General features: G+C 69.1%; 12 protein-coding genes. 8 read left to right on the forward strand and 4 right to left on the reverse strand.

Features of this window, described 5'->3' with window-relative positions:
- Positions 1-282: 282 nt before the first annotated feature.
- Entirely contained in the window at positions 283-591 is a 309-nt protein-coding gene (locus ACFW16_RS09925) for a hypothetical protein (RefSeq protein WP_380304327.1), read from the forward strand.
- Positions 592-640: 49 nt separating this feature from the next.
- Here the strand turns inward: ACFW16_RS09925 and ACFW16_RS09930 are convergent, their stop codons facing one another.
- The 3 genes from ACFW16_RS09930 to ACFW16_RS09940 all read right to left on the reverse strand — a co-directional run bounded on the left by ACFW16_RS09930 (position 641) and on the right by ACFW16_RS09940 (position 5,866).
- Positions 641-3,052, reverse strand: coding sequence for a glucose/quinate/shikimate family membrane-bound PQQ-dependent dehydrogenase (locus ACFW16_RS09930; RefSeq protein WP_380304329.1), 2,412 nt, complete (start codon positions 3,050-3,052; stop codon positions 641-643).
- Between the two features lie 145 nt (positions 3,053-3,197).
- The gene (locus tag ACFW16_RS09935; protein WP_380304331.1) at positions 3,198-4,763 is read right to left on the reverse strand and encodes a DHA2 family efflux MFS transporter permease subunit; all 1,566 of its coding nucleotides are present in this window, start codon (positions 4,761-4,763) and stop codon (positions 3,198-3,200) included.
- Entirely contained in the window at positions 4,760-5,866 is a 1,107-nt protein-coding gene (locus tag ACFW16_RS09940; RefSeq protein ID WP_380304333.1) for an HlyD family secretion protein, read from the reverse strand. The genes ACFW16_RS09935 and ACFW16_RS09940 overlap by 4 nt, the downstream gene beginning before the upstream one ends.
- A gap of 160 nt (positions 5,867-6,026) precedes the next feature.
- Between ACFW16_RS09940 and ACFW16_RS09945 the strand changes: the two genes are divergently transcribed.
- Together ACFW16_RS09945 and ACFW16_RS09950 are read left to right on the forward strand one after the other, a co-directional pair.
- A complete protein-coding gene (locus ACFW16_RS09945) occupies positions 6,027-6,899 on the forward strand; it encodes a diacylglycerol/lipid kinase family protein (RefSeq protein ID WP_380304335.1) in 873 nt (290 codons plus the stop codon).
- The gene (locus tag ACFW16_RS09950; RefSeq protein ID WP_380304337.1) at positions 6,896-7,726 is read left to right on the forward strand and encodes an inositol monophosphatase family protein; all 831 of its coding nucleotides are present in this window, start codon (positions 6,896-6,898) and stop codon (positions 7,724-7,726) included. The genes ACFW16_RS09945 and ACFW16_RS09950 overlap by 4 nt, the downstream gene beginning before the upstream one ends.
- 65 nt (positions 7,727-7,791) lie before the next feature.
- Here ACFW16_RS09950 and ACFW16_RS09955 read toward each other — a convergent pair whose 3' ends face one another.
- Positions 7,792-8,505, reverse strand: coding sequence for an IclR family transcriptional regulator (locus tag ACFW16_RS09955; protein ID WP_380304339.1), 714 nt, complete (start codon positions 8,503-8,505; stop codon positions 7,792-7,794).
- Positions 8,506-8,549: 44 nt separating this feature from the next.
- On the opposite strand from ACFW16_RS09955, the gene ACFW16_RS09960 reads away from it, so the two are divergent.
- From ACFW16_RS09960 to ACFW16_RS09980, 5 genes are all read left to right on the forward strand, one after another.
- Positions 8,550-10,304 carry an ATP-binding cassette domain-containing protein gene (locus ACFW16_RS09960; RefSeq protein WP_380304341.1) on the forward strand — a complete coding sequence of 585 codons (1,755 nt, stop codon included), beginning with the start codon at positions 8,550-8,552 and terminating at the stop codon, positions 10,302-10,304.
- A gap of 29 nt (positions 10,305-10,333) precedes the next feature.
- Positions 10,334-11,362: an ABC transporter substrate-binding protein gene (locus ACFW16_RS09965; RefSeq protein WP_380304343.1), complete on the forward strand. Its 1,029-nt coding sequence runs from the start codon at positions 10,334-10,336 to the stop codon at positions 11,360-11,362.
- Positions 11,363-11,426: 64 nt separating this feature from the next.
- Positions 11,427-12,647 carry a CaiB/BaiF CoA transferase family protein gene (locus tag ACFW16_RS09970; RefSeq protein ID WP_380304506.1) on the forward strand — a complete coding sequence of 407 codons (1,221 nt, stop codon included), beginning with the start codon at positions 11,427-11,429 and terminating at the stop codon, positions 12,645-12,647.
- Positions 12,644-13,486: a citryl-CoA lyase gene (locus tag ACFW16_RS09975; RefSeq protein WP_380304345.1), complete on the forward strand. Its 843-nt coding sequence runs from the start codon at positions 12,644-12,646 to the stop codon at positions 13,484-13,486. The genes ACFW16_RS09970 and ACFW16_RS09975 overlap by 4 nt, the downstream gene beginning before the upstream one ends.
- Positions 13,483-14,502, forward strand: a complete 1,020-nt coding sequence (locus ACFW16_RS09980; RefSeq protein ID WP_380304347.1) for an amidohydrolase family protein — start codon at positions 13,483-13,485, stop codon at positions 14,500-14,502. The genes ACFW16_RS09975 and ACFW16_RS09980 overlap by 4 nt, the downstream gene beginning before the upstream one ends.
- Positions 14,503-14,527: the final 25 nt, after the last annotated feature.

Below are 14,527 nucleotides of genomic sequence, written 5' to 3' on the forward strand. Positions count from 1 at the left end.
TTGTCGTACATCGGCACGACGACGCCAGTTGGTTCGGTCAGCCTAACAATTGATAAGCGTTTCTCGACCGCTCCCGTACCGCAGAATCGGCCGCCTGATCGTCGATGTTCAGGAGTAACATTTATCAAAATTCGGCGATTTCTTTGCCGGATGAGCGCCGCGTCGGCGGATCGGCCTTTGTCGCAGCGCGGGCGGAACAATCGCCGGGGCTCGACCATTGCCTAGATGTCTCCGCCGCAGCGCGGCGGAAGGCGACCCTGCCAGCCTGATGGGGAGAGTCCAGTGAAACTCGTTCTGATCGCCGCTGCGGCGGTTCTCGCGGCCTCGCCGGCCCTTGCCGACTGCCGGTCCGATGCCCAGGCCCAGTCCGAGAAGGTCCGCACCGAGCACCAGCTCCTGAACGACCAGTCCAATGCGCCGTTGGCGGAGCAATGCCAGACCGGCTCCAGGCTGATCGCCGAAGCCAAGCGCCTGAACTCGATCCGCCGCACCTGCCAGGCGCAGCTGCAGCTCACGGCGCAGGATCTGCAGCAGCAGGATCAGCGGATCCAGGCGGCGGACCAGGAATACGCGGCCCGCTGCGGCGGCTGATCCGTCCCGCGCCGACAGGGCCGGCCCGGCGGGGCCGGCCCTTTCCATATCAGCGCGGCAGGGCATAGGCGATGATCGAATCCCCTGCCTTCGTGCCCAAGGAGCCGTGGCCGCCGGCGACCACGACCACGAACTGCCGCCCGCTCTGCTCCGAGCGGTAGGTCATCGGCGTGGCCTGGCCGCCCGCCGGCAGCCGATCCTCCCAGAGCTGGCGTCCGGTGGTCACGTCATAGGCGCGGACATACTGGTCGAGGGTCGAGGTCAGGAAGGCGACGCCGCCCGCGGTCATGATCGGCCCGCCCAGGCTGGGCACGCCCATGCGGAAGGGCAGGGGCACCGGCGAGCTGTCGCGGATCGTGCCGTTCTTGTGCTGGTAGACGATCTGGCCGCTGCGCAGGTCGACCCCGGCGACATAGCCCCAGGGCGGCGCCTGGCAGGGCAGGCCGAGCGGCGACAGGAAGGCGTTCAAGGCCACCATGAAGGGCGCGCCGTAGTTCGGGTTGACGCCGCCGGTCTCCTGCGTGCCCTGGATGTCCGACCCGCCTGCCGGCTCCTGTGCGCTTTCCTGCTTGCCTTCGGACGAAGCGTTCTCCCGCCGGATCAGCCGGTCGACGAAGGCCATGTAGTCCGGGTTGGCGAAGGCCACCTGGCGCACCGGGTCGACGGCGATGCCGCCCCAGTCGAAGACGCCGAAATTGCCGGGATAGACCAGCGTGCCCTGCTCGGACGGCGGCGTGAACGGGCCCTCGTAGCGCAGCGACCGGAACTGGATCCGGCACAGCAGCTGGTCGAACATGGTGGCGCCCCACATGTCGCGCTCCTCGAGCGGGCGGTCGGGCAGGAAGGTGAGGGCGGAGAAGGGCTGGGTCGGCGCGGCATGGTCGCCTTCCGCCGCGCCCTGCGGCACCGGCCGCTCTTCCACGGGGACGACCGGCTCGCCGGTGCGGCGGTCGAGGACGTAGATGTCGCCGCGCTTGGTCGGGGCGACCAGGGCCGGCACCTTGCCCAGTGGCAAATCGAGGTCGATCAGGCTGGGCTGCGAGCCGATATCCATGTCCCACAGGTCGTGGTGCACGGTCTGGAACACCCAGCGCGGCCGGCCGGTGGCGATCTCCAGCGCCACGATCGCGCTGGAATACCGCTCGGCCTCCGGCGTGCGCCTTCCGCCCCACTGGTCGGGCGGCTGGTTGCCCATCGGGATGTAGATCAGCCCCAGTGCTTCGTCGGCGCTGGAAATGCTCCAGCTGTTCGGCGAGCTGGCGACGTAGGTCTCGCCGGGCCCCAGCGGTTCGGTCCGGTCCGGCCGTCCGGGATCCCAGGCCCAGACCAGCCGGCCGGTGGTCGCGTCGTAGGCGCGGATCACGCCCGACGGCATGGTCACCGAGACGTTGTCGCTGACATTGCCGGCGATGATGACGAGGTCGCGGGTCACCACCGGTGGCGAGGTCGAGTAGTACATGCCCTCCTGCCGCTCCGGCATGCCCTGCCACAGGTCGACCTGCCCGTTCTCGCCGAAGCCGGGGCAGGGCCGGCCGGTGTCGGCGTCGAGCGCGATCAGCCGGGCGTCGGCGGTCGGCATGAAGATGCGGCGGCTGCAGTCGCCGGGCGTCGCGGCGGTGCCCGCCGCCTCGTGGTAGGAGACGCCGCGGCAGGTCAGGTGCTGCAGGGCCTTCGACTGCGAGATCTTCGGATCGTAGCGCCACGTCTCGCTTCCGGTCTCGGCGTCGAGCGCGATCACGAAATTGTGCGGCGTGCACAGGTAGAGCGTGTCGCGGACCTTGATCGGCGTCACCTCGTAGGTGGTCTCTCCGGGATCGTCCGGACCGCGGACGTCGCCGGTGCGGACATGCCAGGCGACCTGCAGCTGGGCGGCGTTCTCCGGCGTGATCTGGGCCAGGGGCGACCAGCGATTGCCGTAGGAGGACCGGCCATAGGCATGCCAGTCGCCGTCCGGAACGCCGCCATAGTCCTGCGGCACCGGCCCCTGGGCCGCCGGCAGCTCGCCCGGCCGGTCGTGCCCGTCGGTGACCATGGCCGCGATGCCGGCCACGGCCCCGATCAGCAGCGCGGCACCGAGCGGCAGGCCGGCGCCGCGCCAGGCCGCGGGCGCCGGATCCCCCGGGTCGCGGCGGAGGCCACGCGTGATCCAGGGCATCAGCAGCCAGACGCCGATCAGGAACACGATGTCGCCGCGCGCCGCCAACGGCCACCAGTCGAGGCCGATCTCGTCCACGGCCCAGGCGATGGTGCCGAGCACGACCACGGCATAGACCCACAGCGCCGCGGGGCTGCGGAACAGCAGCAGCAGGCCGGTCAGCACGAAGCCGAAGCCGGCGGCCAGATAGTACCAGGACCCGCCGAGGCCGAGCAGCCAGATGCCGCCGGCCCCGAGGGCGAAACCGAGCAGGATGACGAGCCCGGAGAGCCAGAGCATCGTCCGCAGGCCGCTTCGTTCCGGCATCGATGTCTCCATCCTTGGTTGTCCTCAGAATGCTCCAACCGGCATCCGCGGACTACAGTCCTGAGCGGACCTCCGAAGCGGCCGCAGGGATTGAGCTTGCCCGGAGGCCGCCGGCGTCAAGGTTGCGGAGGTGCGGCGATCATCGTCATCCGTGGGCGGCGGCCCCGCCGGACCGCCCGCGGCGCAGCAGCAGCGCCGCCGGGATCATCAGCAGGGCGACGATCGCGAGCGCCTGGAACACGTCGATATAGGACAGCAGCGAGGCCTGGTCCTCGACCAGCTGGCCGATCCAGTCGAAAGCCTGCTGCCGCGCCGTCGCCTCGGCCGCGCCCTGGGCCAGGAAATGCCCGGTCGCCTGGTCCAGCCCCAGCTGATAGGTCAGAGCCGACGGCGAGGCATGGCCGGCCAGATGGGTCTGGTGCAGCTGCGCGTTCTGGGCCAGGAGGGTGGTCGACAGCGACACGCCGATCGAGCCGCCGAGATTCCGCGCCACATTGATCAGCGCCGCCGCCTGGCCGGTCTTGTCGGGCGGCAGGTCGGCATAGGAGGCGGTGGTGATCGGCAGGAACAGGAACGGCAGCCCGATCATCTGGAACACCCGCGACCAGGCGAAATAGGTGAAATCCGCCTCCGGCGAGAGGGTGGTGAAGTGCCACATCGCCAGCGCCACCACCGTCAGCCCGCCCATGATCAGGTATTTCGGCGACACCAGGTTGGTGAGGCGGGAGGAGATCGGCATCAGCACGAACATCACCAGGCCGCCCGGCATCAGGGCGAGGCCGGCCCAGGTGGCGGTGTAGCCGTACTGCTCCTGCAGCAGCTGCGGCAGGATCTGGGTCGAGCTGTAGAGGATGGCGCCGACCGCCAGCATCACCAGGCAGGTGGTGCCGAACTGCCGGCGCAGCACCAGCCGGATATCGACGATCGGGTCCCTGCGCGACAGCTCCCACGGCACCAGCAGGGCCAGCGACACGAAGGAAATACCGGCGAAGGCGGTGATGAAGGCGGAGTCGAACCAGTCCTCGCGCTGGCCCTTGTCGAGCATGACCTCGAGGCAGCCGAGCCACAGCGCGACCAGCAGCAGCCCGATCCAGTCGACCTTCACCCCCCCGGCCAGGGCCTCTCGGCGCTCCCGCTTCAGCACCTCGGGCTCGACCAGCAGCCACTGCACCAGGAACAGCGAGGCGATGCCCATCGGCACGTTGATCAGGAAGATCCAGTGCCAGGAGAAGCTGTCGGTGATCCAGCCGCCGACGGTCGGGCCGAAGGTCGGGGCGACGATCACGGCGATGGCGTAGATGCCGAAGGCCTGGGCCCGCTTCTCCGGCGGGAAGCTGTCGGCCAGGATCGACTGCTCGCTCGGCGCCAGCCCGCCGCCGCCGAGGCCCTGCAGCACCCGGAAGAAGATCAGCATCTCCAGGCTGGTCGACAGGCCGCACATCAGCGACGCCAGGCTGAACAGGGCGACGCAGATCATGTAGAAGCGCTTGCGGCCGACCACGCCCTGCAGCCAGCCGCTGATCGGCAGCACCACGGCGTTGGCGACGAGGTAGCTGGTCAGCACCCAGGTGCTCTCGTCCTGGCCGGCGGCGAGCCCGCCGGCGATGTGGCGCAGCGAGATATTGGCGATCGAGACCACGCCGGCGATCAGCCACGGGTTGCGGCCGCCGGCCGCGGAACAGCTGCCGGCGGCCTCCGCCGCGGCGCTCATCGCACCGTCACGGTCGGCACCACCGACATGCCGGGGCCCAGCGGCAGGTCCGGCGGGTCGTCGAACACGATCTTGACCGGCACCCGCTGCACCACCTTGACGTAGTTGCCGGTGGCGTTCTCCGCCGGCAGCAGGGCGAAGGCGGTGCCGCTGCCGAATTGCTGGCTGTCGACATGGCCCGGGAAGTCGCGGTCGGGATAGGCGTCGATCGAGATCGACACCATCTGGCCCGGCCGCATCAGGTCGAGCTGCGTCTCCTTGAAATTGGCGGTGATCCAGACCTCGCGCGGCACCAGCATCATCAGGCTCTGGCCGGGCGAGGCGTAGGCGCCCTTGGCGGCCGACAGCTTGGCCACGCGGCCGGCGACCGGCGCCGTCAGCAGGGTGCGGTCCTGGTTGGCCTGGGCCTGCTGCAGCGAGGCCTCGGCCTGCTCCAGCGCCGCCACGGCGCTCTGGGCCTGGGCCCGCAGAACGCCGAGCTGCTTGTCGGCGGCGGTCAGCGACGCCCGGGCGCCGTCGAATTCGGCCTGGCGCTGCCGCAGGTCGGTCGACGCCTGGTCCGCCCGCTGCCGGGTACCGGCGGCAGTCCGCACCAGGTCCTGGGCCCGCTTGTTCTCGTCCTCGGCGAATTGCAGCGCCGCCTGGGCGGCGGCGACCTGCAGCCGGGACTGGTCCACCTTCGCCACCTGCGCCTCGATCTGGGCCGCGACATCGCCGATGTCGGCCTTGGCCTGGTCGACCTTGGCGCGGGCCTGGGCGAGGGCGGCGGCATAGTCGCGGTCGTCGATCCGGGCCAGCACGGCACCGGCCTCGACCAGTTGGTTGTCGGTCACCGGCACGTCGACGATGGCGCCGCTGATCTGCGGGCTGACGGCGACCGTGCGGGCGTCGATGAAGGCGTCGTCGGTGCTCTCGTAGTTGCGGGCGTGCAGCCACCAGCCGACGGCGCCGGCCAGCAGCACCACGGCCGCGACCGAGCCGATCAGGATGGCGCGCCGATGTCTGGCGAAGACGCCGCGACGGTCCTCCGGCGCGGCCGAATTCCGGTCATCGGGCGCCGAGGTGCCGGCGGCGCCCTGACGGGTTGCGTCGTCTGGTGCCATGTCGAGCCCTCGTGGCCGGTCCGACGGATGGATGGAGCGGCCTGCGGCCGGGCGGCCGCGGGTCCTGCCAGCGAGAATGTCGCCGCCGCCCGGATGGTTCCGGCGGCGCGGCGGGACGAAGCGGACGGAACCGCGACGGCCATAGCGGGATTGTTCGGCCATGGAAGTCTCGCTGTTCCACAACCCGAAGGCCGGCGACGGCGACTGGTCGCCGGACAAGCTGGTCCGCTTGCTGGAGATGTCGGGCTTCGCCCCGGTGCATGTCTCGACCCGGAGCAAGGAGCTGGAACGGGCGCTGGAGAATCCGCACGACCTGGTGGTGATCGCCGGCGGCGACGGCGCCGTGGCCGAGATCGTGCGGGCGCTGCACGGCCGGGGCCACACCATCGCCATCCTGCCGACCGGGAGCTCCAACAACATCGCGCGGGCGCTGGGCATCGTCGAGGAGCCGCGCCACATCGTCGCCGGCCTGGCCAAGGCGAAGCGCACGCCGCTCCGGATCGGCGTGGTCGAAGGGCCGGAATGGACCCGCAACTTCGTCGAGGCGGTCGGGATGGGTCCTTTGGTGACCGCGATCCGGCAAGGTGCCGCCGGCGGCAAGGAGCATGGCTCCGACCTGGTCGGGGGACGGCGGCAGGAGCTGCGCGGCATCGTCGCCGATTGCGAGCCGCTCGACGTCAGCCTGATCGTCGACGGCAAGCGGCTGGACGAAAAGATGCTGATGCTCGAGGTGATGAACCTCCCGATGATCGGTCCGAACCTGCTGCTGGCGCCGGAAGCCGACCCCGGGGACGCGCATCTCGACGTGGCCTGGCTGCCGGCGGCGAAGCGCCGCTCGATGCTGGCCTGGCTGAAGGACCCGGAGGCCCGGGGATCGCCGCTGCGCCGGGTGAAGGCCGAGCGGGTCGAGCTGCATCCGCAGGGTGGCAGCCTTCATGTCGACGACAAGGCGGTCGAGGGCGGCGAGGCCACGCTGGTCATCCGCATCGAGCCCAAGCCGGTGACCGTCCTCATTCCTGGAGACGACGAATGACCAGCGACGACCTGCCCGCAGCCCGACTGGAGCAGTGGGAGGAGACGGCGATCGAGTTCGCCCGGCTCGCCGGGGCGGAGATCGTCGCCTCGCTCGGCCGGACCTTCAGCGTCCGGTACAAGACCGGGGCGGGGCAGGGGGACGACCTGCTGTTCCGGGACCCGGTGTCGGAGGTCGACCAGCGGGTGGAATCCCTGATCCGGGCACGCCTCGCCGAGCTCTACCCCGACCACGGCATCATCGGCGAGGAGATGGAGGACCATCCGGCAGGGCCCGACAGCCCGGTCTGGGCGATCGACCCGGTCGACGGAACCACCAATTTCGTCAATGGCTTGCCGCTGTTTGCTGCGTCGATCGGCGTGCTGCATCGCGGCCGGCCGGTGATCGGCGCCATCTGGTGCTCGACCAGCCACGCCTTGCGCTCCGGCGTCTATCACGCCTGCGGCCGCGGCCCGCTGAGCTTCGACGGGGCGAGGCTGGAGGTCGGCCCGAACCCGGCGGTGCGCCGGCGGCTGGCGGGAGAGCCGCGTCTCGATCCCGGCACGGTGCTGCCCTGGGAGACCCGGAAGACCGGATCGGCCGCGATCGAATGCGCCTTCGTGGCCGCGGGCCTGCTGGAGGTGGCGCGGTTCGAGCGGCCGAATGTCTGGGACGTGGCCGGCGGGCTGTGCCTGGTCGCGGCCGCCGGCGGCACGGCCTTCGCGCTGTCGGACCAGGAGCGGGGCTGGGAACGCTTCGCCGGCTTCGGCGACGATCCCCGCGGCTGGCACGGGCAGCTGGTGATCGGCACCGAGGCCGCCGCCATCCGCCGCAAGGACGCAGCCTGAGACGATCCAGCTAATTCAAAGGCTTACGAAGAAATCTTGAACTAATCTAACATTCGACAAGCGCTTCACTCGGCAGGGAGTCGCGTCGCCAAACTGACCGCCGCCGGCACGATCGCCTCGACCAGCTTTCGCTCCGCCGCCGCATCGAACCGGCTGATGAGGGTGGAAATCGACAGCGCGCCGCGGAGACGCCCGGCGCTGTCGATGACCGGTGCGGACACGGCCGCCACCTCCGGATCGCGCTCGCCGCGGGAGACCGCCACCCCGGCGTCCCGGATCGGAGCGTGGGACGCGTCCTCCGGCTCTGTGAAGGCCAGCAGCACCCGTCCCGCGGCGCCCTGCCCCAACGGCAGGCGGACGCCTTCGTCGAGATGGTGCCGGGCTGATTTGGGCGAGTTCAGGCGATAGAGGCAGACCCTCTGGTTTCCGTCGCGGATGTAGAAGGATGCGGTCTCCTGGGTCGCCTCCACCAGGGCACGCAGCGTCGGCCTGACATATTCCCCCAGATCGAAGCTGCGCCGGTACAGCGATCCCAGCCGCCACAGCTCAGGGCCCAGCCGGAATGTGCCGTCGCCGCTGCGGGTCAGAAACCGCTTGTGCTCGAGCGACGCTGCGATTCGCAGGATCGTGCTCTTGTAGAGGCCCGTCCGCCTGGCGATCTCGGCGAGGCTCAGATCCTGGGCCTCCTCGGTGAATGCGCTCAGGATCCCGAGCGCGCGCTCCACCGCGTCGACGCCTTCTCGCTTCTCCCGCATATCGGGCACTGCCAGACTCTCCATGCATCGTTCTGTCCAATAGAACAACATTTTTTGTGATCCGCAAGATGGCACCGATTTCGAAGGGATTTGATTTCACTGAGAAGAACATGGTTGACGACGGGGTTCCCGACGGTTACCAAAAAAACAGAACGATGTTCTGTAGGGAGGAACGAATGGCCCAGGATCTTCCGGCCGTCAGCCTGCGCGACGTGGCCGTGCGCTTCGGTCCGTTCACGGCCGTCGGCAATATGAATCTCACCGTCCGGGACAGCGAGTTCGTCGCGGTCGTGGGGCCGACGGGCTGCGGGAAATCGACGATCCTCAACGTCGTCACCGGGCTTCTGCAGCCCGCCGCCGGCGAGGTGACGATCTTCGGCAAGCCGCTGGCGGGCCTCAACGGCGACAGCGGCTACATGCTCCAGCAGGAGGCGATCCTTCCCTGGAAGACCGCCGAGGACAACGTCGCGCTCGGCCTCGTCTTCCAAGGCGTGACGAAGGAGGAGGCGCGTTTGAAGGCGCGGGTGTGGCTCGCCAAGGTCGGGCTGAAGGGCTTCGAGAAACGCTATCCGCACCAGCTGTCGGGCGGCCAGCGCAAGCGGGTGGCGATGGCCCAGACGCTGATCATGGAGCCTCGGATCGTCCTGATGGACGAGCCCTTCTCGGCGCTCGACGTCCACACCCGACGCCTGATGCACCGGATCCTGCTGGATCTCTGGCAGGCCGACCGCCGGTCGCTGATCTTCATCACGCACGATCTGGACGAGGCGATCACGCTGGCGGACCGCGTGGTGGTGATGTCCGCGGTCCCGCGAGCCGCATCGTCGGCGATGTCGAGATCACCCTGCCGCGGCCGCGCGACGTCTCGGCCCTCGCCACCACCGACGCGTTCGTCGGCCTCTACCGCGAGATCTGGAACCTCCTCGGCGCGGAAGTGGAGAAGAGCTATGCCGTCCAGTAAGTCGCAGACGCTTCCGATCCCGGTGACGGCCGCGGTCCCGGCCTCGCAGGAGGATCGGGAGAGGCGGCGGCGCCGGAGTGCCTCCGCCTATCGCATGAAGGTCCGGCTGACGCGTCTCGCGCTCATCGGCTGCGTCCTTGGGGCCTGGGAAATCGGCGCCGGGACCGGCGTGATCGACCCCTTCTTCTTTCCGCCGCCATCGGAGGTGGTCTCGCGGATCGTCCAGTGGTTCTCGGAAGGCGACATCTGGCTCGATCTCGGCATCACCCTTTTGGAAACGGCGCTATCCTTCGTTCTCGGCGTGACCGGCGGAACCACGCTTGGCCTCTGGCTCGGCCTCTCGCGCTTCGCGTCGGATGTCGTCCAGCCGATCATCAAGGTGTTCAACGCCATTCCGCGCGTCCTGCTGGCGCCGATCTTCGTGATCTGGTTCGGCCTCGGGCTGGCCTCGAAGGTCGCCCTCGGCATGACGATCGTGATCTTCATCGCCTTCTTCAACACCTACCAGGGCGTGCGCGAGGTCAACCCGGTCGTCCTGGCGAACGCCCGGCTGCTGCGGGCGAGCAAGCTGGCGCTGCTGCGCCACGTCTACATCCCCTCGGCGATGAGCTGGATCCTCTCGTCGCTGCGGGTCTCGGTCGGCATGGCGGTGATGGGGGCGGTGGTCGCGGAGTATCTCGGCTCGTCCATGGGCCTGGGCCACGTCATCGCGCAGGCCGAGGGCGTCATGGATGCGACCGGCGTCTTCGCCGGGATCGTGGTGCTCTCCCTGTTCGTCGTCCTCCTCGACCTCGTCGTCGACCAACTGGAGAAACGGCTCCTCGTCTGGCGCCCGTCATCCAGCCACGAGCACGACGCCTGAACCCACATATCCGAACGGGAGGAAACAGCATGAAGATGCTCAAGCACCTGGCCGCCGCCTTCGGCGTGGCGACGCTCCTGGCCGCCCAGTCCGCGGCGGCCGCGGAGCCCGAGACGAAGGCGGTGACGATCGCGGTGGGCTCGGCGATCCTCAACTACATGCCGCTGCCGCTGACGAAGGCGCTCGGGAACTTCGAGAAGGAGGGCCTCGACGTCACCATCCAGAACTTCCAGGCCGGCGGCTCGAAGGCGCTCCAGGCGCTGATCGGGGGATCTGTCGACGGTGTCGTCGGCTTCTACGACCACACCATCCAGATGCAGGCCAAGCGCAAGGACATCTCCTGCGTCTTCCTGCTCAACGACGTGCCCGGCATCGTCTTCGGCGTCCGCGCCGACCTCGCCGACAAGGTGAACAGCGGGGCCGACCTGAAGGGCCTCAAGATCGGCATCACCACGCCGGGCTCGTCGACCGACATGATCGCCCGCTACTACGCCAAGGAGAACGGGCTCGGGCTCCGCGACGTCGAGTTCATCGGCGTGGGCAGCGGGGCGCCCGGCATGACGGCCCTCGAGAACAAGTCGGTGGACGCCCTCGGCTTCTACGATCCGATCGCGACGCTCCTGACGCGCAAGAACGCGGTGAAGATCCTGTTCGACGGCCGGACCGTGGACGGATCGAAGAAGGCGTTCGGCGGCATCTATCCGACGGCCTGTCTCTATCTCAACCAGAGCTTCATCGACCGGAACCCCGAGACCGTGCAGCGCCTCGCCGACGCGCTGCTGCGGACGATGCGGTGGATCCATGCGAGCTCTCCCGAGGCGATCGTCGACGCGATCCCCCCGGCCTACAAGCTCGACGACCGCGACCTGAACATCGAGATCATGAAGGCGTCGACCTCGCTCTTTTCCAAGGACGGTCTGTTCGACCCGGAAGCGGTCAAGACGCCGCTCGCGGTCCTCAGCTCCTACGATCCTGCGATCGGGGCCGCCGGCATCGACCTCTCAAAGACCTACACCAACAGGTTCGCAGAGAAAGCCGCCAAGCGGATTGGCGACTGATCGCGACCAGCTGGCGGATGTTCGCTTCCGTCGGCGACCCCTGCCTGGAGTCCGACTGATGACGATGCCTTTGAAGGGCGTGCGCGTTCTCGACCTCTCGAACGTCCTCGCCGGGCCGTTCTGCGGCTACAACCTCGCCCGGCTGGGGGCGGAGGTGATCAAGATCGAGAAGCCCGAGGGCGGCGATCTGGCCCGCAAGCTCGGCGCCGACCCGGAGATGGCAGCGCGCCTGTCCGGCCTGTCCTTCGTGGCCGTCAATGCCGGCAAGCAGTCGGTCGCGCTGGATCTGAAGGCGCCGGAGGGGCGGGAGATCTTCCTGCGCCTCGTGAAGGAGGCGGATGTGGTGCTCGAGAACTTCCGTCCCGGCGTCATGGAGCGGCTCGGCCTTTCCTACGAGACCCTGGCGGCCGCGAATCCCCGGATCGTCTATTGCGCGATCTCCGGCTTCGGCCAGACCGGCCCCTGGGCCGGGCGGCCGGCCTATGACCAGATCGTCCAGGGCCTGTCCGGCGTGATGAGCGTCACCGGCGATGCCGCGACCGCACCCCTGAGGACGGGCTTTCCGATCTCGGACACGATCTCCGGACTGACCGCGGCCTTCGCCATCTCCGCCGCCCTCATCGATCAACGTCAGACCGGACGGGGGCGCTGCATCGACGTCTCCCTCCTGGAAGCGACGCTCGCCGCCATGGGCTGGGTCGTGTCCAACCACCTCAACGCCGATGTCGATCCCCAGCCGATCGGAAACGAGAACTTCACCGCCGCGCCGTCCGGCACGTTCCGGACGGCGGATGGCCTCCTGAACATCGCGGCGAACGAGCAGAAGCAATACGAGTCGCTGTGCCGCCTGGTCGGGCGTCCGGACCTCATCGAAGATCCGCGCTTCGCCGCCCGACAGGCCCGCAAGGACAATCGGCAGGCGCTGAACGCGGAGCTCACCTCAGCGCTGGCGGCCAGGCCGGCGCGCGAATGGGAGCGGCTGATGAATGACGCGGGCGTGCCGGCGGGCTGCGTCCTGACCGTGCGGGAGGTCATGGCCGAAACGCAGGTGACGCTGCGGGGGTTCGTGGAAACACTCGACGCGCAGCGCCCCGGCGGGCGGGCACTGCGCGTGACCCGGCCGGGATTCCTGCTGGACGAGCCCTATCCGGAACCCTCAGGGCCGCCTGGGCTCGGACAGGACACGGTCGAATGGCTGCGCCGCCTCGGATACGGCCAGGATGAGATCCAGGCGCTGGCCGACCGGGGAATTGTCGGTGTCGATCTGTGCAGGAGCGCGGCATGAGCGTTCCTGAACTGCCGTCGGACCGTGAGCAGATCGCCGATTACTGGCGCACGGCGATCTCCGACATCGCGCCGGGCCGGATCGCATTCCGGGGCTATCCGATCGAGCAGCTGATCGGCGCGGTCTCGTTCCCCGCCATGATCTGGCTGATGCTGCGGGGCGAGTTGCCGAGCCTGGAGCAGGAAAGGCTCCTGCAGGCCGCCCTCGTCGCCTCCGTCGACCACGGTCCGCATGCACCATCGATCGCCATTTCGCGCATGGCCATCTCCTGCGGGCTTCCGCTGAACGGTGTTCTCGCTTCCGCGATCAACACGCTCGACGACGTGCATGGCGGCGCCGGCGAACAGGCCCTCGAGGTCTATGACGACCTTCTGGCGCGGCGCAAGGCGGGCGCCAGCGAGGACGAGGCCGCGGCAGGCGCCGTCGATGCCTATGTGGCCGCGCACGGCAAATACCTGCCGGGCTTCGGCCATCGTTTCCACCCTGTCGACCCGCGCTCCGGGCGCCTTCTCTCCCTGGTGGACGCCGCGGTCGGGACGGGCGGGATCACCGGCCGCCACGCCGCGGCGGCGAGAGCCGTCGAGCGCTGCTTGCAGGCGCGCAAGGGGCGGCTCATCCCGATGAACATCGACGGAGCCACGGCCGTGATCTATGGCGAGCTCGGCTTCGCCGCGTCCCTGGCGCGCGGCGTGTTCTGCCTGTCCCGCGCCGTGGGCATCCTCGCCCATGCCTGGGAGCAGGCGGGACGGGGGGAGCGCAACAAGGGCCCGATCCCCCGCTCCTTCGATTATCGCTACGAGGGGCCGACGCGCCGCTCCGTGCCGGTTCCGGGCTCATGACCGCACCCGTGGCCAACTACCTGCCGGTGCGGGCCGACTGGCTCGCCCTGGAGCCGGAGGCGGCGCTGGAGCCGGATCTCGCCATCATCGACGCCCATCATCATCTCTGGGACCGTCCGGGCTGGCGCTTCCTCATGGACGACTATTTGTCGGAGATCGCCGGCAGCGGCCACAGGATCATCGCCTCCGTCTTCATGCAGTGCCAGACGGGTTACGACGAGGGGCTCGCACCCCATCTTCGCCCCATCAGCGAGAGCGCCTATGTGGCCGAGCAGGCTGGGCGGCTCGCCGAAACCGCTCCCGCGCTTTGCGCCGGCATCGTCGGCCATGCGGATCTCCGGCTCGGCGCGGCGGTGGAAGAGGTCCTGCTGGCGCATATCGAGAAGGGAAGGGGGCGCTTCCGCGGGATCCGCCACATCACCGCCTGGAATGCGGACGGAACGCTGATGAACCCGCTCAGCGCCGGACCCCCGGGGCTTCTCGAAGATGCGACCTTCCGGGAGGGCTTCGCCCGGCTCGCGCCGCTCGGGCTCGGCTTCGACGCATGGCTGTTCCAGCCCCAACTGGGGGAGCTGACGGCGCTGGCCCGCGACTTCCCGGAGACGACGATCGTGCTCGATCATCTCGGCGGCATTCTCGGCATCGGCGCCTATGCCGGCTGGCGGCACGAGCTCTTCCGGTCCTGGTCCCGATCGATCCGCGAACTCGCGGCGTGCCCGAACGTCGTGGCGAAGATCGGCGGGCTCGGCATGCGGATCAACGGCTTCGACTTCGAGAAGGAGCCGATGCCGCCCGGCTCGACCCGGCTGGCCGAGGCCTGGCGGCCCTATATCGAGACCGCCATCGAAACCTTCGGCCCGGCGCGCTGCATGTTCGAGAGCAATGCACCCGTCGATCGCGGCTCCTACACCTTCACTGCGGGCTGGAACGCGTTCAAGCGATTGACGGAAAGCATGGACCCCGAGGACCGGATGCAGCTCTTCGCCGGCACCGCCAGGCGGGTCTACCGCGTTTGAGAGCTTCCAAACTGGAGCTGTGGCG

The sequence above is a fragment of the Inquilinus sp. NPDC058860 genome (assembly GCF_042743185.1).
Lineage (GTDB): Bacteria > Pseudomonadota > Alphaproteobacteria > DSM-16000 > Inquilinaceae > Inquilinus.

Coding starts and splice junctions, on each gene's coding strand:
- ACFW16_RS09930 (WP_380304329.1), bottom strand. CDS start 3,052: ATGCCGGAACGAAGCGGCCTGCGGACGATGCTCTGGCTCTCCGGGCTC.
- ACFW16_RS09935 (WP_380304331.1), bottom strand. CDS start 4,763: ATGAGCGCCGCGGCGGAGGCCGCCGGCAGCTGTTCCGCGGCCGGCGGC.
- ACFW16_RS09940 (WP_380304333.1), bottom strand. CDS start 5,866: ATGGCACCAGACGACGCAACCCGTCAGGGCGCCGCCGGCACCTCGGCG.
- ACFW16_RS09945 (WP_380304335.1), top strand. CDS start 6,027: ATGGAAGTCTCGCTGTTCCACAACCCGAAGGCCGGCGACGGCGACTGG.
- ACFW16_RS09950 (WP_380304337.1), top strand. CDS start 6,896: ATGACCAGCGACGACCTGCCCGCAGCCCGACTGGAGCAGTGGGAGGAG.
- ACFW16_RS09955 (WP_380304339.1), bottom strand. CDS start 8,505: ATGGAGAGTCTGGCAGTGCCCGATATGCGGGAGAAGCGAGAAGGCGTC.
- ACFW16_RS09960 (WP_380304341.1), top strand. CDS start 8,550: ATGGCACCGATTTCGAAGGGATTTGATTTCACTGAGAAGAACATGGTT.
- ACFW16_RS09965 (WP_380304343.1), top strand. CDS start 10,334: ATGAAGATGCTCAAGCACCTGGCCGCCGCCTTCGGCGTGGCGACGCTC.
- ACFW16_RS09970 (WP_380304506.1), top strand. CDS start 11,427: ATGCCTTTGAAGGGCGTGCGCGTTCTCGACCTCTCGAACGTCCTCGCC.
- ACFW16_RS09975 (WP_380304345.1), top strand. CDS start 12,644: ATGAGCGTTCCTGAACTGCCGTCGGACCGTGAGCAGATCGCCGATTAC.
- ACFW16_RS09980 (WP_380304347.1), top strand. CDS start 13,483: ATGACCGCACCCGTGGCCAACTACCTGCCGGTGCGGGCCGACTGGCTC.